The 19,970-nt window shown below is 42.7% G+C and carries 27 protein-coding genes; 18 read left to right on the top strand and 9 right to left on the bottom strand.

Features of this window, described 5'->3' with window-relative positions:
* The first annotated feature begins 9 nt into the window (after positions 1 to 9).
* From OGM16_15445 to OGM16_15370, 16 genes are all read left to right on the top strand, one after another.
* Positions 10 to 1,449, top strand: a complete 1,440-nt coding sequence (locus OGM16_15445) for a TrkH family potassium uptake protein (GenBank protein UYJ46175.1) — start codon at positions 10 to 12, stop codon at positions 1,447 to 1,449.
* Positions 1,450 to 1,579: 130 nt separating this feature from the next.
* Positions 1,580 to 1,888 (top strand): 50S ribosomal protein L21, encoded by a 309-nt coding sequence (rplU, locus tag OGM16_15440; GenBank protein UYJ46174.1) that lies wholly within the window; start codon positions 1,580 to 1,582, stop codon positions 1,886 to 1,888.
* Between the two features lie 11 nt (positions 1,889 to 1,899).
* On the top strand, positions 1,900 to 2,241 hold the full coding sequence (locus OGM16_15435) for a ribosomal-processing cysteine protease Prp (protein ID UYJ46173.1): 342 nt from the start codon (positions 1,900 to 1,902) through the stop codon (positions 2,239 to 2,241).
* 3 nt (positions 2,242 to 2,244) lie between these two features.
* On the top strand, positions 2,245 to 2,535 hold the full coding sequence (rpmA, locus tag OGM16_15430; GenBank protein ID UYJ46172.1) for a 50S ribosomal protein L27: 291 nt from the start codon (positions 2,245 to 2,247) through the stop codon (positions 2,533 to 2,535).
* 118 nt (positions 2,536 to 2,653) lie between these two features.
* On the top strand, positions 2,654 to 3,943 hold the full coding sequence (obgE, locus tag OGM16_15425; protein UYJ46171.1) for a GTPase ObgE: 1,290 nt from the start codon (positions 2,654 to 2,656) through the stop codon (positions 3,941 to 3,943).
* 65 nt (positions 3,944 to 4,008) lie between these two features.
* Positions 4,009 to 4,302, top strand: a complete 294-nt coding sequence (yhbY, locus tag OGM16_15420) for a ribosome assembly RNA-binding protein YhbY (protein ID UYJ46170.1) — start codon at positions 4,009 to 4,011, stop codon at positions 4,300 to 4,302.
* Positions 4,303 to 4,579: 277 nt separating this feature from the next.
* On the top strand, positions 4,580 to 5,200 hold the full coding sequence (gene nadD / locus OGM16_15415; GenBank protein UYJ46169.1) for a nicotinate-nucleotide adenylyltransferase: 621 nt from the start codon (positions 4,580 to 4,582) through the stop codon (positions 5,198 to 5,200).
* A gap of 20 nt (positions 5,201 to 5,220) precedes the next feature.
* Positions 5,221 to 5,814 (top strand): bis(5'-nucleosyl)-tetraphosphatase (symmetrical) YqeK, encoded by a 594-nt coding sequence (yqeK, locus tag OGM16_15410; protein UYJ48481.1) that lies wholly within the window; start codon positions 5,221 to 5,223, stop codon positions 5,812 to 5,814.
* 12 nt (positions 5,815 to 5,826) lie between these two features.
* Positions 5,827 to 6,180, top strand: a complete 354-nt coding sequence (rsfS, locus tag OGM16_15405) for a ribosome silencing factor (GenBank protein ID UYJ46168.1) — start codon at positions 5,827 to 5,829, stop codon at positions 6,178 to 6,180.
* Positions 6,181 to 6,508: 328 nt separating this feature from the next.
* A complete protein-coding gene (locus OGM16_15400) occupies positions 6,509 to 6,805 on the top strand; it encodes a helix-turn-helix domain-containing protein (protein ID UYJ46167.1) in 297 nt (98 codons plus the stop codon).
* Positions 6,806 to 6,857: 52 nt separating this feature from the next.
* Positions 6,858 to 7,511 (top strand): hypothetical protein, encoded by a 654-nt coding sequence (locus OGM16_15395; protein UYJ46166.1) that lies wholly within the window; start codon positions 6,858 to 6,860, stop codon positions 7,509 to 7,511.
* Positions 7,512 to 7,551: 40 nt separating this feature from the next.
* Entirely contained in the window at positions 7,552 to 8,067 is a 516-nt protein-coding gene (locus OGM16_15390) for a hypothetical protein (protein UYJ46165.1), read from the top strand.
* A 423-nt stretch (positions 8,068 to 8,490) separates the two neighbouring features.
* Positions 8,491 to 9,330: a TIGR02452 family protein gene (locus tag OGM16_15385; protein ID UYJ46164.1), complete on the top strand. Its 840-nt coding sequence runs from the start codon at positions 8,491 to 8,493 to the stop codon at positions 9,328 to 9,330.
* A 21-nt stretch (positions 9,331 to 9,351) separates the two neighbouring features.
* Positions 9,352 to 10,026, top strand: coding sequence for a hypothetical protein (locus OGM16_15380; protein ID UYJ46163.1), 675 nt, complete (start codon positions 9,352 to 9,354; stop codon positions 10,024 to 10,026).
* A gap of 65 nt (positions 10,027 to 10,091) precedes the next feature.
* Complete coding sequence (locus OGM16_15375) at positions 10,092 to 10,421, top strand: hypothetical protein (protein ID UYJ46162.1); 330 nt, start codon at positions 10,092 to 10,094, stop codon at positions 10,419 to 10,421.
* Between the two features lie 248 nt (positions 10,422 to 10,669).
* Positions 10,670 to 11,176, top strand: coding sequence for a hypothetical protein (locus tag OGM16_15370; protein UYJ46161.1), 507 nt, complete (start codon positions 10,670 to 10,672; stop codon positions 11,174 to 11,176).
* An 86-nt stretch (positions 11,177 to 11,262) separates the two neighbouring features.
* Here OGM16_15370 and OGM16_15365 read toward each other — a convergent pair whose 3' ends face one another.
* The 5 genes from OGM16_15365 to OGM16_15345 form a co-directional block, all read right to left on the bottom strand.
* A complete protein-coding gene (locus tag OGM16_15365) occupies positions 11,263 to 11,754 on the bottom strand; it encodes a hypothetical protein (GenBank protein UYJ46160.1) in 492 nt (163 codons plus the stop codon).
* On the bottom strand, positions 11,741 to 12,193 hold the full coding sequence (locus OGM16_15360) for a hypothetical protein (GenBank protein UYJ46159.1): 453 nt from the start codon (positions 12,191 to 12,193) through the stop codon (positions 11,741 to 11,743). The genes OGM16_15365 and OGM16_15360 overlap by 14 nt, the downstream gene beginning before the upstream one ends.
* A gap of 134 nt (positions 12,194 to 12,327) precedes the next feature.
* The gene (locus OGM16_15355) at positions 12,328 to 12,642 is read right to left on the bottom strand and encodes a helix-turn-helix domain-containing protein (GenBank protein ID UYJ46158.1); all 315 of its coding nucleotides are present in this window, start codon (positions 12,640 to 12,642) and stop codon (positions 12,328 to 12,330) included.
* A gap of 71 nt (positions 12,643 to 12,713) precedes the next feature.
* On the bottom strand, positions 12,714 to 13,019 hold the full coding sequence (locus OGM16_15350; protein UYJ46157.1) for a hypothetical protein: 306 nt from the start codon (positions 13,017 to 13,019) through the stop codon (positions 12,714 to 12,716).
* A gap of 139 nt (positions 13,020 to 13,158) precedes the next feature.
* A complete protein-coding gene (locus tag OGM16_15345; GenBank protein ID UYJ46156.1) occupies positions 13,159 to 14,565 on the bottom strand; it encodes a hypothetical protein in 1,407 nt (468 codons plus the stop codon).
* Between the two features lie 233 nt (positions 14,566 to 14,798).
* On the opposite strand from OGM16_15345, the gene OGM16_15340 reads away from it, so the two are divergent.
* Positions 14,799 to 14,996 (top strand): helix-turn-helix domain-containing protein, encoded by a 198-nt coding sequence (locus tag OGM16_15340; protein UYJ46155.1) that lies wholly within the window; start codon positions 14,799 to 14,801, stop codon positions 14,994 to 14,996.
* Positions 14,997 to 15,134: 138 nt separating this feature from the next.
* Positions 15,135 to 16,088 carry a hypothetical protein gene (locus OGM16_15335; protein ID UYJ46154.1) on the top strand — a complete coding sequence of 318 codons (954 nt, stop codon included), beginning with the start codon at positions 15,135 to 15,137 and terminating at the stop codon, positions 16,086 to 16,088.
* Positions 16,089 to 16,178: 90 nt separating this feature from the next.
* Here the strand turns inward: OGM16_15335 and OGM16_15330 are convergent, their stop codons facing one another.
* The 4 genes from OGM16_15330 to OGM16_15315 all read right to left on the bottom strand — a co-directional run bounded on the left by OGM16_15330 (position 16,179) and on the right by OGM16_15315 (position 19,092).
* Positions 16,179 to 16,370, bottom strand: a complete 192-nt coding sequence (locus OGM16_15330; protein ID UYJ46153.1) for a hypothetical protein — start codon at positions 16,368 to 16,370, stop codon at positions 16,179 to 16,181.
* Between the two features lie 18 nt (positions 16,371 to 16,388).
* Positions 16,389 to 17,252: a hypothetical protein gene (locus tag OGM16_15325; GenBank protein ID UYJ46152.1), complete on the bottom strand. Its 864-nt coding sequence runs from the start codon at positions 17,250 to 17,252 to the stop codon at positions 16,389 to 16,391.
* Positions 17,253 to 17,412: 160 nt separating this feature from the next.
* Positions 17,413 to 18,138: a replication initiation protein gene (locus tag OGM16_15320; protein ID UYJ46151.1), complete on the bottom strand. Its 726-nt coding sequence runs from the start codon at positions 18,136 to 18,138 to the stop codon at positions 17,413 to 17,415.
* Between the two features lie 9 nt (positions 18,139 to 18,147).
* Positions 18,148 to 19,092 (bottom strand): replication initiation protein, encoded by a 945-nt coding sequence (locus OGM16_15315; GenBank protein ID UYJ46150.1) that lies wholly within the window; start codon positions 19,090 to 19,092, stop codon positions 18,148 to 18,150.
* Positions 19,093 to 19,970: the final 878 nt, after the last annotated feature.

Raw genomic sequence — 19,970 nt, 5'->3', positions numbered from 1 at the left:
GTTTAGGCAATGAATCATAGTATTATTATTTATATGTTAGGCTGGATTATGAATATAGAAGCGGCGCTGATGCTGATCCCTATCCTGACAGCAGTCGTTTATAAAGAAGGAATTATCAGCTGTTACGCAGGGGTAGCAGTTGTATGTGCAGTTCTTGGTTTTTTATGTACCAGAAAAAAGCCAAAGGTAAGGATGTTTTTTGCAAGGGAAGGCTTTGTACTGGTTTCCTTAGGCTGGCTGGTTCTAAGCTTTTTTGGCTGCCTTCCTTTTGTGTTAAGCGGGGAGATACCTCATTTTATTGATGCTTTGTTTGAAATTGTGTCCGGTTTTACTACTACCGGTTCCAGTATCCTTCCAGAGGTGGAGAAGCTGTCAAAAGCCAGCCTGATCTGGAGAAGTTTTTCCCACTGGATCGGAGGCATGGGCGTTCTTGTATTTATCCTTGCTATTCTTCCCATGGCAGGAGACTATGATATGCACATCATGAGAGCAGAAAGTCCGGGACCTTCTGTAGGGAAACTGGTACCGAAGATCCGCATTACCGCAAAGCTGTTATATGTGATCTATTTCTTTATTACCGCTGTGACTGCAGTTTTCCTGCTGATCGGGAAAATGCCTATATTTGATACCATCTGTATGAGCCTTGGCGCAGCTGGAACAGGAGGTTTTGCCTGCCGCAACAGCGGACAGGCAGGTTATACCGTTTACCAGCAGGCAGTTTTAAGTATTGCCATGATTCTTTTTGGTATTAACTTTAATGTTTATTATCTGCTTCTCATTCGTAAGCCCAAAGAAGCCTTCAAGTGTGAGGAGATGCGTGGTTATCTGGCGATCATCCTGGCAGCGGTAGTGCTGATCACTATTAATATCCGCTCCATGTTCCCATCTCTTTTCCTGGCAGCTCACCATGCATTATTTCAGGTTGCTTCTATTATTACAACCACTGGTTATTCTACCGTAGATTTTGATAAATGGCCGGAGTTTTCAAAATGCATTATCGTGCTGTTGATGTTTATTGGTGCCTGCGCAGGAAGTACAGGCGGCGGAATGAAGGTTTCCCGTATTATGATCGCTTTTAAAGAAGCTAAACGGGAAATTTCTACCATGATCCACCCAAGAAGTGTAAAGGTCTTAAAATATGAGGGGAAAGTGATCGGAAATGATACCCTTCGTGTTTTAAACTGCTATATTATTGTATATTTTATGCTGTTTGTGGCTTCTGTCCTTATTGTCAGTCTGGATAATTATGATTTTACCACCAGCTTTACAGCAGTAGCCGCCAACTTTAATAATATTGGACCGGGACTTTCCGTTGTAGGTCCTGCATCTAACTTCTCTATGATGTCCTACCTGTCAAAAACAGTGCTTATCTTTGACATGCTGGCAGGCAGACTGGAGCTGTTCCCGGTACTTGTTCTTCTTTCTCCGGGAACTTGGAAAAGAGGATAAAATAATTAAAAATATCCTTGACAATTGAAAAGTCGGGTGATATTATACTTAAGTATGCCGCACAGCGAGGTAAAAGATTTCGTAAGAGACACCGAAGCTGGCGAGTAATGAACATAGGAGGTGCCTTTTTATGTACGCGATTATTGCAACAGGCGGAAAGCAGTACAAGGTAGCAGAAGGCGATGTCATTAAGGTAGAAAGACTGGGCGCAGGCGCAGGCGAGACCGTAACATTTGACCAGGTGCTGGCTGTTAACAACGGCGAACTGCAGATTGGATGCCCAACCGTAGCCGGAGCAACTGTTACAGCAACAGTTGAGAAGGAAGGCAAGGGAAAGAAAGTTATCGTTTACAAGTATAAGAGAAAAACTGGCTATCACAAAAAGAATGGTCACAGACAGCTCTTTACACAGGTTAAGATCGAAAAGATCAACGCTTAATTGTAAATGGTATGATCCAGACAACAGTATTTAAGAAATCCACAGATTCAGGCAATGATCTTTACTGCGGGATCGTGATTAAGGGACATGCAGGTTATGCTGAAGAAGGTGAAGATATTATCTGCGCAGCAGTTTCTGCATTGGCTATTAATTTTTATAATTCAGTAGAGACATTTACGGATGACGGATTTGAAGGAACAGCAGGACAGGATGACATTCAGTTTGACTTCCGCTTCACTTCAGATATAAGCCCTGAGTCACAGCTCCTTATGAATTCTCTTATTCTGGGACTTCAGAATATTGAGAATGATTATGGAAGATCATACATTAATATCCGGTTTAAGGAGGTGTAAGACATGTTAAAGATGAACCTTCAGTTATTCGCTCATAAAAAGGGTGTTGGTTCTACTAAGAACGGCCGTGATTCCGAGTCCAAGAGACTTGGCGCAAAGAGAGCTGATGGACAGTTCGTACTGGCAGGAAACATCCTGTACAGACAGCGCGGTACACATATTCATCCTGGCAACAACGTAGGTAAGGGCGGCGACGATACCTTATTTGCTTTAGTAGACGGAGTTGTTAAGTTTGAAAGAAAGGGCAGAGACAAGAAGCAGGTTTCTGTTTACCCAAGAGCAATCAACGAGTAATTCTGAGGGCCCCATACAAGTATGTATGGAGCCCCTTTTTTCTGTATCCTTAGTGACGGGATGTGCGTTCTGCCTACTGAGGATCCTCACATTCAACACCAACAGGAGGTGCTGTATAATGTTCGCAGATAGAGCAAAAGTATTTATAAAGTCCGGTAAAGGCGGAGATGGCCATGTTTCTTTCCGAAGAGAACTTTATGTTCCAAATGGCGGTCCTGACGGCGGGGACGGCGGAAGAGGCGGCGATGTTATTTTCCAGGTAGATACAGGAAAAAACACACTGGTAGATTTCCGTCATATTCATAAATATGTGGCAAAAGACGGACAGGAAGGTGGAAAACGCCGCTGTCATGGAGCAGATGCCGATGATCTGATCGTAAAGGTACCGGAAGGTACTGTAATTAAAGATTTTGAATCCGGAAAAGTCATTGCAGACATGTCCGGTGATAATAAAAGAGAAGTTATTTTAAAAGGCGGAAAAGGCGGCCTTGGAAACATGCATTTCGCAACCTCCACCATGCAGGTTCCCAAGTATGCACAGCCTGGACAGCCTGGACAGGAGCTGTGGGTCACTCTGGAGCTTAAGGTGATCGCAGATGTAGGTCTGGTAGGATTTCCAAATGTTGGAAAATCTACATTGTTATCCGTAGTCAGCAACGCAAGACCTGAGATTGCAAACTATCATTTTACTACATTAAATCCACATCTGGGTGTGGTGGATCTGGGTGATGGTGCAGGTTTTGTTATGGCAGATATCCCGGGATTGATCGAGGGAGCTTCTGAGGGAGTAGGACTGGGGCATTCTTTCCTGCGTCATATTGAGCGTACCAAAGTGTTAGTCCATGTAGTAGACGGTGCTTCTGTAGAAGGAAGAGATCCGTTAGAGGATATTTTAACTATTAACAAAGAGCTGGAGGCATACAATCCGGATCTTTTAAAACGCCCACAGGTGATCGCAGCCAATAAAATGGATGCATGTTATTCGGAAGATGACTCCAACGATATTATTGCCAGATTAAAGGCAGAATTTGAGCCAAAGGGTATTAAAGTATTTCCAATCTCTGCAGTCAGCAGACAGGGCGTAAAAGAGCTGTTATGGCATGTAAATGACCTGTTAAAGACTGTAGATTCTGCACCGGTTGTATTCGAGAAGGAATTTGAGATTGAGTATCAGGGCGACCGCAGCCTTCCGTATACAGTTACAAGAGCAGATGATGGTGCTTATGTAGTAGAGGGACCGAGAATTGAAAAGATGCTGGGTTATACGAATCTGGATTCTGAGAAGGGCTTTGATTTCTTCCAGAAATTCTTAAAAAATACCGGTATTTTAGACGACCTTGAAAAATCTGGTATCAATGAAGGCGATACTGTCCGTATGTATGGACTGGAGTTTGATTATTATAAATAATTACTGCAAATAATTACTACAATTACTATTGATCGTTTTAGTTTATATAGATGAAGGAGAAATAAATGACAAGTAAGCAGAGATCCTATTTAAAAGGTCTTGCAATGAACCTGGATCCAATCTTTCAGATCGGCAAATCCAGCCTTACACCAGAAGTGACAGAGGCTGTTTCTGAAGCACTGGAGGCTAGAGAGCTTGTAAAGATCACTGTATTAAAGAACTGCCTGGATGACGGCAGATCTATCGCAGAAGTATTGGGTGAGCGTACTCATTCAGAAGTAGTACAGGTGATCGGAAGAAAGATCGTACTGTATCGTCCGGCTAAGGATGAGACTAAGAGAAAGATCGTATTACCTTAATTAACTATGAAAGTGTTGCCAGGTGGCTATAGGGTCTGAGTGTCTGCACCCGGGGAAGTATAGATATCTGGCAGCAGTTGTGTAAGTGCCGGCGGCATGTGACAACAGACTTATGCACCTGTTTTTGTGGTTGATTTTCCGTCAGCTGCACCTGGATTTTATCACCGTACGCACTGCGTATGCCTCAGAAATTTGGGTATAACTGACAAGAAATCTTTTCACAAAATCAGGCACAGAGAGATTCAGAGAGAACATCAGATGACTACGGAGGTCTGACATGGCGAAAATAGGAATCTTGGGAGGAACCTTTGATCCGATCCATAATGGTCATCTTGCCCTTGGAAAACAGGCATACGAGCAATTTGGGCTGGATGAGATCTGGTTTATGCTTTCTGGCCATCCTCCTCATAAAAAGGGTCGCCTGGTAACAGAGGGAAAAGAGCGGGAAGATATGGTAAAACTGGCCATTGCGTCAGTTCCCTATTTTGTATATTCCGATTTTGAATTAAAAAGGGAAGGAAATACTTATACAGCCCAGACGCTGACACTGCTTAAGGAAGCATATCCCCAGCATGAGTTTTATTTTATCATAGGTGCAGATTCCCTTTATGAGATCGAACAGTGGTATCATCCGGAGCTGGTCATGAAACAGGCTGTTTTGCTGGCTGCGGCAAGAACTTATGAAAAAGATCACCGTGATTTTGAAAAGCAGATAAATTATCTGCAGGAAAAATATGGTGCCAGGATTGGTATGATTCAGTTCAAAGAAATGGATATATCTTCCAGACAGATACGAAAAGCAGTTGGATCAGGCCAGTCTGTTGAAAAACTGGTACCAGGTTCGGTTGCCGGATATATCAGAATACATGGACTTTACAGAGAAGCCTTTGATGATTAAAGGAGTGTACAGATATGCAGATGAGTAATCATTGCAGTCAGATCATGATGCTGCGCAGTAAACTGAAAACAAAACTGGATCCTATGCGTTATGAGCATTCACTTAGTGTATCCTTTACCTGTATGAATCTTGCCATGCGTTATGGGTATGACATAGATAAGGCAGAACTTGCAGGACTGATGCATGACTGTGGAAAGCGTTTTACAGATGAGATCATTTTAAAGAAATGTATCAGTCATAAGATTCTTGTGACTGATGCAGAACAGAAAGCCCTTCCAGTACTTCATGCCAAATATGGCGCCTGGCTGGCGGAGAATAAATACGGAATCGAAGACCCAGAGATCATAAGCGCCATTGCCTGTCATACAACAGGTAAGGCAGATATGTCTGTTTTGGATAAGATCGTATATATTGCTGATTATATTGAGCCAAGGCGATACAAAGCAGATAATCTGCCTCAGATGAGAAAACTTGCATATGAAGATCTGGATAAGACCATGTATGAGATTTTAAAAAGCACATTGGAATATCTGGCAAAGAAGGGCGCAGCAGCTGATCCTATGACTGCTACGGCTTATGAGTATTTCAGACAGCTGGTAGCCGCCGAAAAGTAAAGGAGAAATAGAATGAATTCTAAGGAAATGGTAAAAATTGCCTATGAGGCGTTAAGTGATAAAAAGGGACAGGATATTAAGATCATCGATATCCAGTCTGTATCCGTTCTTGCTGATTATTTCATTATTGCAGACGGAAGCAACCCAAACCAGGTACAGGCAATGGCCGACAATGTAGAAGAGATGCTTGGCAAAGCAGGCTGTGAGTGTAAGCAGATTGAAGGCTATCAGAGTGCAAACTGGATTCTTATGGACTACAAAGATATCATCGTGCATATTTTCTGCCGCGAAGACCGTCTGTTCTATGATCTGGAGCGTATCTGGAGAGATGGAAAGACATTTGTGGATGTAAATGAGATTAATTAAATGTTTGTTTAATTCCTTTTATTTCGCGAACATTCCCTCTAATCGCGAACAAGGGGTAAAAAAAGCGTAAAAAATTCCTTTTATATCACGAACAGAGAGGGAAAAACCTGCGTATGGTTTTTCCCTTTTATCGCGAATAAGGAATGTAAATTTGAAATCTGTGTTTTCCCATATATCGCGAACAAGACAGATAAAGCATTTTCCTTTTATATTGCGAACAGGAACTAACTACAATTCCCTTATGATTGGTACTGGCGAGCCTGTCCTTTCCGTGGTACAATATTTACGTTATCAAGAAACACGGTCCTGAATCATGGAGGCGCAAAGTATGGAACCAATGTATTTGTCAATCCAGCCGGAAAAGACCGGGGAACGCATAAGAAAGCTGCTTTTGGAACAGGGGTATACGATTCGGGAAATCCAGGGAGCTTTCGGGTTTGAAAATCCACAGGCCATTTATAAATGGTTGTCCGGCAAATCGTTACCCAGCATAGACAATTTCATTATTTTAAGTAGATTATTACATACTACGATTGAAGATATCCTCGTCATTGACGGGGATATTCCTCGTTTATGGGGAATTTTAAACCGATGGTTGAATGACATCCGCCGCCGTATGATTTAGAATCGGAGCAGAAACAAATAGCGGAAGATAAGGGCAGAGAGGACGGAAAAGCATGGAATCGGTACATAAATGTATGTTAAATGATATTCCGCGAAAGAAACGGAAAAGTAAAACACGAAAACCGGAATATCCAGTTTTTCTTACTAACGGACCGACTCACGGTTCTCCCATGGAATGGATAAAACGCTGGAGAGAAGACATTATCTGCATCTGCCAGAGATTGCGTTACGGATACTGCTACCGTGATGTCTGGTCGATTGACTGGTGGTTCGTTACCGTTGTTCCGAACATGATTCACGATCTGCGTATCAACAGCCACGGGTATCCTGGATACTTCACTGGAACCGAAGAAGAAAATGTACTGAAGTGGAACAGGATCCTGAAGCGTATGGAATTTTTGTTTCGAGAGGCAAACGAGGAAACCTGCCGCCGGAAAAACCCGTATCAGGATGCGCATGATGAAGCAATGGCGGCATTCACTCGACAATACGGGATGTTCGGCGAAAAACTGAAGACGAAAGAAGAAAAAGAACAGGAAAAAAAGAAAGGATTCAGCCGTATGTACACCATGTCCGATGTACCGGAATATAAGGAAATATCGGATCAGTGGCTGGCAGCGGAAAATGAACTGACAACATACCGGGATCGATGCATGAAAGAAGGTATGAAGCTCTTTGCCAGATATTTCTGGAATTTGTGGGACTGAGATCATTTGCGTTGAAAAAACATTATGGGAGGCGAAAACCATGCAGAAAATTACATCGGCTTATGCAAACAAAATGCTGAGAAGCCTGGAAGAAGACAAAGCATTCTGGGTAAACAAGGAAGCTGCATCCAGTACTTACGTGGCTGCGGTCAATGAGGAGCCGGTCATTCCGGAATACGATTACATGACCGTTGCGAATATGATTGACGAGATTGACAGGAAGATCGTTACTATCAAGCACGCACTGAATCTGACCAATGCCACCGCAAAAGTGCAGGTCGGTGAGCAGGAGATGAGCATTGATGGCATCCTGATCCGGATGGCGCAGCTCAACAAGAGAAAGGCCGTGCTTGACGATATGCGCAAGAGACTGCCGAAAACTCGTGTATATGGCAGTTCCTTCGGCTCTTCTGGTTCGGCACCGGAGTATAAGTATATCAACTACGATCCAGAACTGATCCGGCAGGAATACGACCGTATCTCCAATACGATCATGGAAATGCAGATCGCACTGGATCGCTACAACCAGACGGTGTTGTTTGAGGTGGACATCTAAACAGGATTTCCGTACAGGGCATACTTCTAACAAAACTTACAGGCGGTTACTGTTTATGGTCATTGCTTATCGGTTATTTGTTATCAGGTTATGTGTTCCTGTTCATGGAGACGACTTTGGGAAAGCATACAATGCAGATTTTCAAATCGCCCTGTAAAAAACCCGTGAGAGATCACGGTGCCAAGGTACGGTTTTCAGGCACGACGGCTGCGGGAGCAATTCCGCAGCCATTTTTCATGGTAAGAAGGATTTCAGCCTGGAACCTTGCGGAGTGGTTTTATCCGAAAAACGTTATCCGCAGAAAAAGCTGTCTTGCAATGTCACCGCAATGATGATATAGTTGTAGCCAAACATATGATCGACTGTAACTGATGATGAGGCGAAAAGTTAAACTTAACAAAAGAGAAAAGGAATGATAAACGTATGAGCAGTTTTGAGAATGTAGAGGTTTTTGAAGATACAAAAAGAATGTGTGAAACAAATGGAAAGATTAAGAATGCCCTTACACGGTCTGTGAAAAACCAGAAGCTCATTTTGGAAGGAACAGAGCTGCCTGCTGTGGATAAGGTGTATTTTTCAGATGAGGCGAAGATCATCGTATCCACAAAGCGGACTTTCGAGGCGGCTGCAGGTTATGCAGGTCAGAATGTGGCGGTACATAACTTTGCTTCCGCGACCAATCCGGGCGGCGGCGTGACAAGGGGATCCAGCGCGCAGGAAGAGTGCTTGTGCAGATGCTCCGGCCTGTATTTCTGTCTGAGTGTGCCGGAAATGATGAAGGGATTCTATTACCCTCATCGGAATGCAAAGAATCCGCTCAACAATGCGGATATCATCTATACGCCGGATGTGACCGTATTCAAGACGGATACGGGCAGGCCGAAGCTGATGAATGAAACAGAGTGGTATGATGTGGATGTAATCACCTGCGCAGCGCCGAACCTGCGAGAGCGGCCGAGCAATCGGTTCAATCAGGGTAACGGTGACCGGGCGGTCAAAGTCAGTGACCGGGAACTCCTGGAAATCCATAAGAAGAGGCTGACCAGGATTCTGGATGTTGCAGTACTGAACGGTGACGAAGTGGTAATTCTGGGCGCATTTGGATGCGGAGCGTTTCAGAATAAGCCGGAAGTGGTGGCGCGTGCTGCCAAAGAAGTGATTGCGGATTATCTGCACGCATTGAAAACCATTGAATTTGCTGTGTATTGCCCGCCGCGGGATGATACGAATTTCAAAGTGTTTAAGCGGGTGATGGGAGCGTAAAGAATCGAAAGGAGACAAGCGATGGGAGAAAACTATGTATATATGGATGACGATGAAATGATGGAATTACACGGTTTGCTCGAAGAAATGCTTTCCAAAGAGAAATTTTCAATGAACGCTCTCGAAGGTGCAACGGTATCCACAGATCCGTCCCCGGATTATCTGCTCCGGGTGCTGTGTACGCCGGTTCTGGACCGTTGCTTTTATTTGACCATGTGGGGCGACAGATCATACGAGCACTTACTGCACGATATCAAAGACGGTACGTATCAGGGACTTACCATGGATGTTTTTGAGAAGAAACGCTTGGAATGGGTGAAGGAAATCAAGAATACGGAAGACCCCATTCTCCGTGTCGAGAAAGCATTACGGTATGCCCGCGAAGTCGATGTTTGGGAGACAAAGAAACACTTTTTGGATCTGGTTGCGAAAGACAAGACCACGATGGTATGCGCGGAAGTATGTGCCAATATGATTAAGAAAGGCTATTCCCTGACGGAAATTGCGTCGATTGTTCCCCGGACCACCAAAGCGGATATCTACGGGCTTTCCCACATGATAAAAAAGCCGCTGAAACTGACGGAAAAGGAATATAAGGATGTTGAAAAGCAGTACCGGAAGACAGGAGAACCGGCCGTCTTAAAGAAAGTTTTTGGAGAGCCCGGTCAGAAGAAAGGAAAGTCTGAAGATGTATAACACATTCCGTTATTAATCAATAGTAAGAGAAGCCGGTTTGAGAGTGATGGAAGAGACTGATAACCGTGAAGATTGCATCTGTGCTTCATCAGGAGTCTGCCCTTTTTACCGGGATTGCGATTGTGTTTAAAGAAGATGAGAGAGGAGTGGCGATTATGTGTCATGAAATGGAAATCATGAGAAATCAGGCACATGAGGAAGGCGTTGAGGAAGGTAGACGCTTGTTATTAATTGAGCAAGTCTGCGCAAAAATGCAGAAATTTTCTTCAGCAGAAGAAATTGCAGATGATCTGACGATACGGGACGTGCCTTTAATCCAGAAAATCATAGATGTAGCTACGAGGTTCGCTCCGGATTATAACGTTGATGCTATTTATGAGGCATTAAACTTGTAGAGCTGCTAAAATTCTCCTTGTGGAGAAATAGTATTAAAGATATTTCGCTAAGAGCTTCCTGAAAAAGGAGTCTCTTTTTTTGATGTAAAACACCAACTTTCGCGACACATGCCCTGTTAGTTTCCAAAAATTTTACAGCCAAAATGGGAGAGCTGAACCCTGATGCTTCCACTATGGCGCATAACCAATAATCATCTTTTTCTTTCCATAATTCACGCAAGAATAAATCTGGAAAGGAAAGAGTGATTATGGGATTACGAACCGAAGATGCCGTACGGGATGGTTATGCACCGTCTGACGGAACTGCATTTGTAAACGGGGCACGACAGATTTTAGGATTTGATAAAGTGGAAGCCGGAGTACGCCAGGGAACCGGACAGATCACCACCTTCAATCAACTTGGATTTACAGGAGTGATCGACAAGCCGGATGGATGGTACCTTCCGGACGATTACAGTAAAGTTGCCATTGTTCTGGAAACAAAAGCAGAAAAAGAAGATGTGGCAAATGAAAAATGGGTGAAAGAGCTGCAGAAAAACATGAATATTGTTTCTGCAAAATATAACAAGGTAATTGGCATTCTTTATAACGGTAAAAATGTACGCGTCTTTAAGAATGAAGAGGAAATGACATATGCATTCCCCATCACGCGTTGTTCTGCCAGCCATGAAACAAGCGCACTGACTACAAGGTCAGCTGAATCGACAGCTTGTAGCCAGATACGCAGCTGTTCCGGGAAATCTGGATCATCGTAATAGAAGCAGAAACCCCAGGTTCCATTCTCCAAGACCATTTTCATAATCATTTCTCCTCGCAGTGATTGAGTTCGTAAAAAAGCTTCTTACCACTGAAATGAATTGATTTTTTTCAGTAACTGAAACCAGTGAGAAGCATCGCCCCACTGAATATCCTGTTCCGTATAACTTCCAAGACAGATTTCTTCCATTTTCTTTCCGGGTTCAAAGAACTGCCAAACCAACCCGTTTGTATAGATGACTTTGCGATAGGAGAGGACGTGACCGTCAAGCTGATCGGTATAGGTCAGCTTCACGTCAGGCCGTTTAATTTCAACACATCCAAGAATGGGAGCATGCTTGATTTTCTCCCGTTTCAGCACCACAAAATCGGGAAATCCGGATTCGCCTTTCAGATAAGAGGATTCAGTGGTTGTTCGTCTTTCTGAAACGTCCCGGATAGAAACTTTTCTGCCGGATTCGGATTCGCGCAACACACTGGCGACGATGGAATATAATTCACACTCGACGGCACAGTTTTGTATCAGGGCAAGTTCCAGTTCTTCTTTGTAATCGCTAAAAATTCTACCGTAATTCAATATTCGCTCCTTCCGGGAACCCATAGACCAGGACTAATTCCACTCCATCACCGTCAATATGTCTGTTTACACTGATGTGATCGGCCGTAGCCAGGGCCATCCGCATCCGCTTCTGAGTAGCCATGATATCAAAACCGCACCGTCCTGTAAAAGCAGCGGTAATATCGTGAAAGTGATCCTGCCGGATAGTCAATTTGGCACCAACCAGTTCTGCAAATTCCTTCAGGATCGGCAGAAGAGCCGCATCAAACCACGTCCGGAAATCCCGTACCGCGTCATCTGCCCGTTTCTGCCTAACGCTTTCGATGGCCTCCATGGCAGCAGCGGCTTCATCTTGTGAGAGGTTTTCTGCCATATCAGCTAAATTATCGGCCTGATCCGTACCGGTATAATCAAATTCCAACACATCATCATTTTCCAAAGTTTCATTCTGTTCCATAAAATATCATCTCCATAGATTTGTAAATTGTTCTTTAGAACAAATATAGCATATAAAAGATTGGAAAGAAACGCTTTTCGTTCGACTGGATTCGACAAAAAGCGACAAAAAAATGGAGGATCAAAGGGATCCTCCTATTCAAGATAAGCCTTGAGAGCTTTCATCAACCTTTTCTGTTCATCCGGTGGAAGAGTACGGATTGCTTCCGGCAGACCATTCGCGAATCCATCCACGGAATATGTCACAACATCAACCAGGAGAGTATCTGCGGAAACATCCAAGGCATTTGCGATGGCAACAAACGTATCTAATCTTACAGTTTTCATACCGCGTTCAATGACACTTATATGTGTTGAACTGAGATCGACAATGGCAGCCAGATTTTCCTGTGTCAAGCCTTTTGCTTCCCTTGCGGTCTTAATACGCAATCCTACTGCTTTTAAATCCATCGTACATCTCCTTTAGCACAAAAAAATGGTCTAAAGGTATTATATCTGTTGGGCAGGATGCAATACAGAATCTACGAAACTATATATTGGTCTAAAGAACAATATAAGGAAAGATTATGAATGATTATTATCTTGCATGCGTCTGATTCATGTTGCAAATCCTGTGCTAATTCCGTGGTGCGTACATAAATATCACCGCTACAGTTCGCGCCGGTGTCGCTGTACAGATGGTTATCCGTGCAAATTCCGTAGTCTTTACTATACGCATAGGATGTCAATGATGCAAATTGACTGATATCAATGGTACCAGTTGCGAGCAATACAGCAAGCAGCCCGGCAACCGGACGCTTCCAGTTCCCTTTTTTATGTTTTTGCATAGATTCTCCTTCCTTCCTTTTTTTATAGGCTAATTATGGAGAAAAATGATGCAAATTTGGTTTTGATGTGATTTTGTTATACATACAAAAAAGACTTCCTCTAATTTCTTAGAGAAAGTCCTTGTGTTGGAGAAACGATTTATTCGTATTTAATGTATTCACCGAAATTGAAATTGTAAGACTGTCTTGTTCCGAGTTTTGAAGTTTCTCTCCAATCATTAACGAGGTCGATAGCTCCGTTTTCAGCCATATGCGGAACGCCGTCTGCCTGTACAATCCAACATGCGTGTACTGTGTCCCCGACAACGGCGCATTTTAAACCAAGCAACGTTGCAAGCAGATGTCCTGTATCAGCAAAATCAATACATACGCCCTTTTTGTTGATAAGCACCTGATAAAATTTATCGTACGTATGCAGACTTGGATTGTTTTTTACTTCATCGTCGTATTTTGATCCGATTAACAATTCTGAAATCTTTGCGAGTCTCTCTGGTTCTGTAGCATGTTCGAAATCAAAACTATTTAACCAGTTCCTCAACACAGCAATAACTTCATCGGCCTGTTTTTTCTCTTCGTCTGTCATGGAATTTACACGATTGAATGGATCTGTTTGACCGGTCAGCTGTGCGATGTAATAACCATAGTTTGTGATAAACTGATTATGCCCCGCGAGTCCGTGATGATTAATTTCCGAATATTTTTCAAGCCAGTCTTTAGTTGCTTCAATATTCAGTGCATACAGATCCACGACCCTTTTAAGTGGATAATTACTATCATACGCTACATCACGCACCTTGCCGCCTTCATAGGTCAAGCCAAGCTCTTCTGCAGTGGCAGTTTTAATTTTGCCGTTTTCATCCAGTACGCGGTACAGGTAATCGATTGTCACTCCGTCAGGAGTTGTCCATTTATCGAACGTCCAATACGACTGCGCATTCGGATAAAGTTTCATCTGGTAACCTGCAGATGTCGGCTCTCCGATATCTCCCGCTGCTTTTGTATCTGTTTTTCCGTGATAATACAGAATATATTCGTTACCACCGTTCCAGTTGCGCCAGTACATATTGTCGCCAACTTTCAAATCGGTTGTTGGAAATGCGACACCAGTTCCAACTGGGTTTACTCTTGTAGTATTCTCCGGTTTATCGACATCTCTCATATAGCTGACAAGGCTCGACTGTTTGACGTTGGATTTTGCGGAAGACTGGGGTTTTCCTGTTGAACCGGTACTTTTTACAGTCCCCTGCGTCTTTACCACGCCGTTCTCTACCCACTGTCCGTCTGCATTTACGGTATAGCCGTCCGGGGTTGTGGTGTTGGTTAAGAGGTAACCGTCTGCACCGAAATAATAACTCTCGGAAATGCCGTCCCCATTACCATCCAGCCAGCGCCACTCATTTTTGGGATAATTACCATTTTCATCCCACCAGTATCCAGTTGCGTCCTGTTTCCATTGCCCGGCAAATGCGGTTGTTGCAGAACCCGCGGCCATCGCCGTTGCCATTGCAAGCGCTGCCGCTTTTTTGTAAATTTGCTTTTTACCCATAATGTTCCTCCTTTGTTCGTTAGCCCTTTTTCTTGCGCTATAGACTTATTATAGTTCCTTGGGTGATTTCTGACAATGCTTTTGTATTCTGCCGATATCCAAAAGAACTATTTTAATTCTGTTTTCAAGAAAAATCCAGCTGTACTATGAATAGTATATCGTATTGTGGATATATACACAATATTGATCTGAAAGAAAATCAGCTATGATTGTTCGCAGGAGGAGGACTTGTCATGGTTGATTACAGCCCGCTGTGGGACACAATGCGCAAACGCGGAATAACGCAATATATGATTCTGCAGGATAAGGTCCTCGATAATCATACGCTTGATCGTCTGAAAAAGAACATGAACATCACGTTGATTACATTGGAGCGTATCTGCACCTATCTGGATTGCACACCGAATGACGTGATTCGGTTTACAGAATAGAGCAGTAGTATATTTGATCGGAAATTATAAATAAAATCCCATGTCAGTGCCGCGCGGCGGTTGACTTGGGATTTGTTCGTATAGAGATTTTTTATGTACACCTTATAAATACCTCATTGAATGGAGTAGAGCAATTATATGGAAAATACATTAAAAAAGAGACCTTGTACGGAAGTAAAATATCATGGTCTTTACGATGGCAAAAGCCTGCTTCCGTACGCCATTGAAAGGAACTGGGAACTGAAGAGGTCCAAAATAAATTATGACATAGAAATCTTAACCAAGCTGAATCAGAAATCAATAACGATAAAGCTGTCAGATTCGGTACCTTTTGAAAGGGTACATGCGATACTCTGCAAAATTCTGAGGTATGAATGTCTTTTTGATGGCCGTTTTTTCAAAATGAATAAATATGAAGTAGACGGTATTGATATCACGGCTGACATGAGAGAAAACATGCTGTCATATTATGAAGGTAAACGGGCATATACAATATTCAGTCAACCAGTGAATGATATGGCCTATAAAAGAGGTTTTTGTGCATGGGAGAGGTACGATAAAAAGGCATTACAAATGGATCAGATGTTTTATTATATCGGGTTCGGTGATGGCTTGACAGCCGATTTGAGGTTGGCATTATTCTCAGAGATATTTGAGCCGTTATCAGAGTATCTTGCATCATTGCAAAAAATCCAAATTAATTGTTCACAGCCGCCAAAACAGAGGAATACAAAATGCCCACAATGTGGCTGCAAGTATAAAATTTCCATACCGAGTATTCCCTCCTTCAAGGATAAGATAGATTCGGTGATACAAGGATACGGAAGAACAGCGTTTAATGGCGATAATATTCCTGAAATTCTAAAAAGGACTGTCAACACAAGAAATAAAATGCTTCATGTTGATGCGAAAAAAGAAGATGCAATGACGGGCGGTCAGTGTGGATTTTACATCAGAAAATATGTAGAATTGTATCGGGTAGTGGTGCTGTCAGAATTAAAACTGTGGAATGCAGATCTGGAAAATGAACTTGCAGAGGCCATAAACGGTTACAATGCTGATTTCAAAAAATTAAGAATAAAAAAGAAATGAAAGAAGCGACAGCAGTATACTACAGGAACAATGATAAGAAAGCGCAGGTGCGAGTGCCTGCGCTTATTCGTTATGTATGTTTCTTTTATATTACTGTAAATCCTGTATGTAGCTTATGAGATCATCATACTGTGACGAGGACATTTCGCCATTATCATACAGTTCCTGAATGTGCTCCGCCAGAGCATCGATGTCATAATCTTCGGTGTCTCCATTCACAATATCCACAATCTGATCTTTCAGGTCCTTGTATTCCTTGCAGAATATATGGCTGTCGTACATTGTGTTGCCTCCTTCTTTTTATTCGATATACATACGCGGTTTATCGGAAAAGAGCATTTTAACAAATGCTTCCTGCGGATTTCCTACATAGTAGACCGGGTGCGCCTGACAGATCTCCAGCATTTTCTTTATAATCGCGAAATTGGGGTCCGTGGGATCGCATCGGAAGTCTTTGGTTTGCATGATAACACGATATTCCAGCTCATATGCAAGCATGACCGTAAAGGGTGTAAACTTGCCGGGCTGAAAGTTTTTCAGTGTCTCGAACCGTTCCTTCCGTTCCGCTTCATTGGCCACGCACATCCTGAGATAGCAGTGATCGAAGTACCTGCAGGTCTCGCAGACGAGCTGGTCAATCTGTTGATCGATAAGCTGTTCGTCGGTAGGAACCTCATAAGATCCAATCTTTTCAATATTGTCAGGATTCCGCAGTCCGTAATCAATCAGTTTACCGTCACTCTTACGCATGTAACGGTAAATATCCGCTTCGACCCAGAGGCAGTCGCCGGGATTAAATAATTCAAAACCGGTTCTGTCCATCCAGACATGATCTTCCTTGCCGACAAAACCGATACCGTCACCATACATGTCGTTTACCATGATACGTTTGAAAAGTACTTTGTTTTTCTGCTGATCGAACCGTAAAATCTGGCCTTTAAAGTCAGCGGATGAGCCTGAAACGTGATAGTAGCACAACTCGAAAAATTGCCGGACCTTGTCGCAGGAACGTTTCTGCACCTCCAGATATTCGTCATAGGACTTGAAATCGCCATTCTCCACATCCCGCATGCTGTCCGGAGAGAAGTCTATCCGACCGTTCTGATATCTTTCGAGAGTGTCTTTCCCATAACATTCCTTTCGTAATTCATCCCATTTGTTCATAAATCATTCCTCCCAAATTGATAAGTGCTGCATGGCAGCCTGACATACCAATCTTTGGGTTAAGCCCATTATAATACATTTTGTGCCTGTTATAAAGAATAATAATGGCAATCTCCAAATAGCCCATAATCAGGGATTTCAACTGTACTGGAGCGCCTCGTCATCCATTATTTGGGACGATCAGATTTCGCCTAAAGGTAAATTGTATTTTTTGAACACGATTACCGCTTAATATTTCTTTAAAATGAATGCGAAAACCCGTATTCGAATAGATAACCGCAATGGCCGGACGAAATTTATCCTTTTTGAGCAACTTATACGGATAGTCCGGATCTCCGGTAAGCAGCTTTGCCAACGCCGCTGTGGAAATGGTAATAACGCCTGAGTTGGATACTACACAGCGCAGGTAGAGAATAACGGCAGGCAGTGTATGAAGCGAATACAGGTTTTGGAGATTTACAGTTTTGTAAGTCTTTTCGGTATTGTTTTCCCAATACTGAATAAAGTCATGGGAAAAAGTTACGGAACACAGATCTGAAAGGATATCCACCCGTACAGACTCTATACAGACCATGCCTGATGTATTATTCTTACGGTGTCTTCCAAAAACAAGAGGCTGCTCGGCAAGATCTTCCAGATGGGAGAGGATGCGACGGACATGGTGTGAGCGATTGCGATTGCACTCCGAATTGGAATAGTATCCAAACATCATGTGCAGGATCGTGATCGGCACAGTGATTTCACAGTGATCGCGTTCGGGGAAAAAGTACATGATGGACAGCAGGGCCTTCCAGGCGATTGCGGAAATCGGCTTTCCGTCAATCCCGGAAATCCCGGTTAACAAAATGGTTTTTGGAACTTTTAATAACAAATCAGTGGAATACATGGTGCCTCCTTAGCCTTTATAAGATGAATCGATGATATCATCATAGATGGAACTGGAATAATCGACATCGATCTTCGAGACTGTGGCATCCTGATGAGATATGTATTCCTGGGTAGCCATATCGTAATCAAAGTCATTCATCCAGTCATTCCGATACGGACAGATCGACAACTCATCGAACATGATATTTTCATGGAGCATGTAATGATCCATCTCGTCCTCGGCAGGAAAACGTGAAATGACAAAGCGTAAACTGCTTACCTTCCGATCCGAAAAGTTTTCCGAGACGGTTACGTTAAGATTTGTGCAGCGGTTAATTTCCTGAATGGCCGGCAAAATATGGTCCCGTTTCAGATATTTGTACGGAAAATCCATGTCTCCTGTCAAAAGATTTGTGAGATCCGAAATATCATAATTGAAGACATGCATATTTTGGTAACGGCAGAAAAACGGATACAGTATGACGGAAGCGGGTTTCTTGAGCCGATTCAGGTATTTCAGTTTTACCACAGTGAAGTCTTCTTTCAGCGAATAGCCGAAATAACGTGCAAGGTCCGTATTGAAGCGGATAGTAAGCCAGTCTCTCTTGAAAGAAAAACTCATCGTCTGAATCCATACAAAAGAAACATACATGTCCTGATCTTTGTCATGGATTGTCAGCGTTTCATTCATTAACTCCTTAACAAGCAGCACAATTCGCCTTTTTAACCGGGCAAAGTTGCAATTCCGGTCGCTGCAGTATCCGAGAGCTTGACAAAGTTCGCTGATGGACAATGCTACACCATCGATATGTCTGTAATTCTGCTGTAAACTTTTCCAAAGCAGATACATAAGGCTCTTATATTGGATCGGATCAAGAGCCTTATAGGTGATAAACATGATGCCGTATTTGGCAATATCATTCCGCTCAAAGATCTTGTAGTCGTGTATTGCTGGCTGGGGATAATGTTTCATTGATTACTGGTCTCCTTACTACCGATTTGATGCCGTAATTATGGAGACAAAACGGAATATTTTGGTATTGATGGATCAATTTTCTTCTGAAGGAAACGGATTTTTTAGTGTATGACAGCCATTTTCTGCAAGACAATACAAGTTTTTATGCCATTTTCGCGTCTCCACAACAGCATTTACACGGTGCCGTATGTCAATTCAGGCACTGATAAACGGAACTGTTCCGTATTCCAATGGTGGCTATATCATTTCCTAAGTGGAATTTTGGCGGTGTTCCTATGTCTTTTCCGAAAAAAGTACGTGATTTCTGCCAATACAGTCATTGTTAACCGACAATTTTCTCTTCACCAATTACCACCTCTCCATAAGATGGGAGGCAGCGTATGCGACTCGGTCACTGATAACCAGTACAGTTTTTTATTCCGAGAACTATATCTATACGTTGGAGAATATTTTGGTGGTGTGCTAATTCTTTTCTCGAAAAGATAAGTTATCTCTGCCACTATGTTACCTCTCCAATAACTTCACCTCAGATAATCCACATTCTCCATAAAGGGTTCACTGTGTAGAAGATGCCAATACATTCCCCTAGTATCGATACTGTTACTGATACAATTAATAGTAACTGTATCGATATTTTCTGCTTATGAGGAATCGATTTAATAAACTTATTGTAGCTGAGTCAATTCATGGTCTGTTCTACGATAAAATTTTTTATTGCGAGATTTCTTTTCTTTTGTTTCTTTTTTGGGGGCAAAAAATTGTTGCCGTACATTTTTGTACGTTTATAGTATTGCATAGTTATAGATCTGTTTACGGAGACGGCGGTGCCACCCAGAAATCGTTGGAATTACAGGTGTTTCCGAGGAATTATCAAT

The sequence above is a fragment of the Lachnospiraceae bacterium genome (assembly GCA_025758065.1).
GTDB lineage: Bacteria > Bacillota > Clostridia > Lachnospirales > Lachnospiraceae > Enterocloster.
This window is presented reverse-complemented; position numbering and strand designations above follow the sequence as displayed.

Excerpts from the sequence above, each read along its gene's own strand:
- OGM16_15355 (UYJ46158.1), bottom strand. The coding sequence starts at position 12,642 with ATGGATTTAAAAGCAGTAGGATTGCGTATTAAGACCGCAAGGGAAGCA.
- OGM16_15435 (UYJ46173.1), top strand. The coding sequence starts at position 1,900 with ATGATCCAGACAACAGTATTTAAGAAATCCACAGATTCAGGCAATGAT.
- yhbY (UYJ46170.1), top strand. The coding sequence starts at position 4,009 with ATGACAAGTAAGCAGAGATCCTATTTAAAAGGTCTTGCAATGAACCTG.
- OGM16_15380 (UYJ46163.1), top strand. The coding sequence starts at position 9,352 with ATGGGAGAAAACTATGTATATATGGATGACGATGAAATGATGGAATTA.
- OGM16_15315 (UYJ46150.1), bottom strand. The coding sequence starts at position 19,092 with ATGAAACATTATCCCCAGCCAGCAATACACGACTACAAGATCTTTGAG.
- OGM16_15345 (UYJ46156.1), bottom strand. The coding sequence starts at position 14,565 with ATGGGTAAAAAGCAAATTTACAAAAAAGCGGCAGCGCTTGCAATGGCA.
- OGM16_15325 (UYJ46152.1), bottom strand. The coding sequence starts at position 17,252 with ATGAACAAATGGGATGAATTACGAAAGGAATGTTATGGGAAAGACACT.
- rpmA (UYJ46172.1), top strand. The coding sequence starts at position 2,245 with ATGTTAAAGATGAACCTTCAGTTATTCGCTCATAAAAAGGGTGTTGGT.
- OGM16_15370 (UYJ46161.1), top strand. The coding sequence starts at position 10,670 with ATGGGATTACGAACCGAAGATGCCGTACGGGATGGTTATGCACCGTCT.
- OGM16_15350 (UYJ46157.1), bottom strand. The coding sequence starts at position 13,019 with ATGCAAAAACATAAAAAAGGGAACTGGAAGCGTCCGGTTGCCGGGCTG.
- OGM16_15395 (UYJ46166.1), top strand. The coding sequence starts at position 6,858 with ATGGAATCGGTACATAAATGTATGTTAAATGATATTCCGCGAAAGAAA.
- OGM16_15330 (UYJ46153.1), bottom strand. The coding sequence starts at position 16,370 with ATGTACGACAGCCATATATTCTGCAAGGAATACAAGGACCTGAAAGAT.
- OGM16_15400 (UYJ46167.1), top strand. The coding sequence starts at position 6,509 with ATGGAACCAATGTATTTGTCAATCCAGCCGGAAAAGACCGGGGAACGC.
- OGM16_15320 (UYJ46151.1), bottom strand. The coding sequence starts at position 18,138 with ATGTATTCCACTGATTTGTTATTAAAAGTTCCAAAAACCATTTTGTTA.
- OGM16_15390 (UYJ46165.1), top strand. The coding sequence starts at position 7,552 with ATGCAGAAAATTACATCGGCTTATGCAAACAAAATGCTGAGAAGCCTG.
- OGM16_15335 (UYJ46154.1), top strand. The coding sequence starts at position 15,135 with ATGGAAAATACATTAAAAAAGAGACCTTGTACGGAAGTAAAATATCAT.
- OGM16_15360 (UYJ46159.1), bottom strand. The coding sequence starts at position 12,193 with ATGGAACAGAATGAAACTTTGGAAAATGATGATGTGTTGGAATTTGAT.
- obgE (UYJ46171.1), top strand. The coding sequence starts at position 2,654 with ATGTTCGCAGATAGAGCAAAAGTATTTATAAAGTCCGGTAAAGGCGGA.
- nadD (UYJ46169.1), top strand. The coding sequence starts at position 4,580 with ATGGCGAAAATAGGAATCTTGGGAGGAACCTTTGATCCGATCCATAAT.
- rsfS (UYJ46168.1), top strand. The coding sequence starts at position 5,827 with ATGAATTCTAAGGAAATGGTAAAAATTGCCTATGAGGCGTTAAGTGAT.
- rplU (UYJ46174.1), top strand. The coding sequence starts at position 1,580 with ATGTACGCGATTATTGCAACAGGCGGAAAGCAGTACAAGGTAGCAGAA.
- OGM16_15385 (UYJ46164.1), top strand. The coding sequence starts at position 8,491 with ATGAGCAGTTTTGAGAATGTAGAGGTTTTTGAAGATACAAAAAGAATG.
- OGM16_15340 (UYJ46155.1), top strand. The coding sequence starts at position 14,799 with ATGGTTGATTACAGCCCGCTGTGGGACACAATGCGCAAACGCGGAATA.
- OGM16_15445 (UYJ46175.1), top strand. The coding sequence starts at position 10 with ATGAATCATAGTATTATTATTTATATGTTAGGCTGGATTATGAATATA.
- yqeK (UYJ48481.1), top strand. The coding sequence starts at position 5,221 with ATGAGTAATCATTGCAGTCAGATCATGATGCTGCGCAGTAAACTGAAA.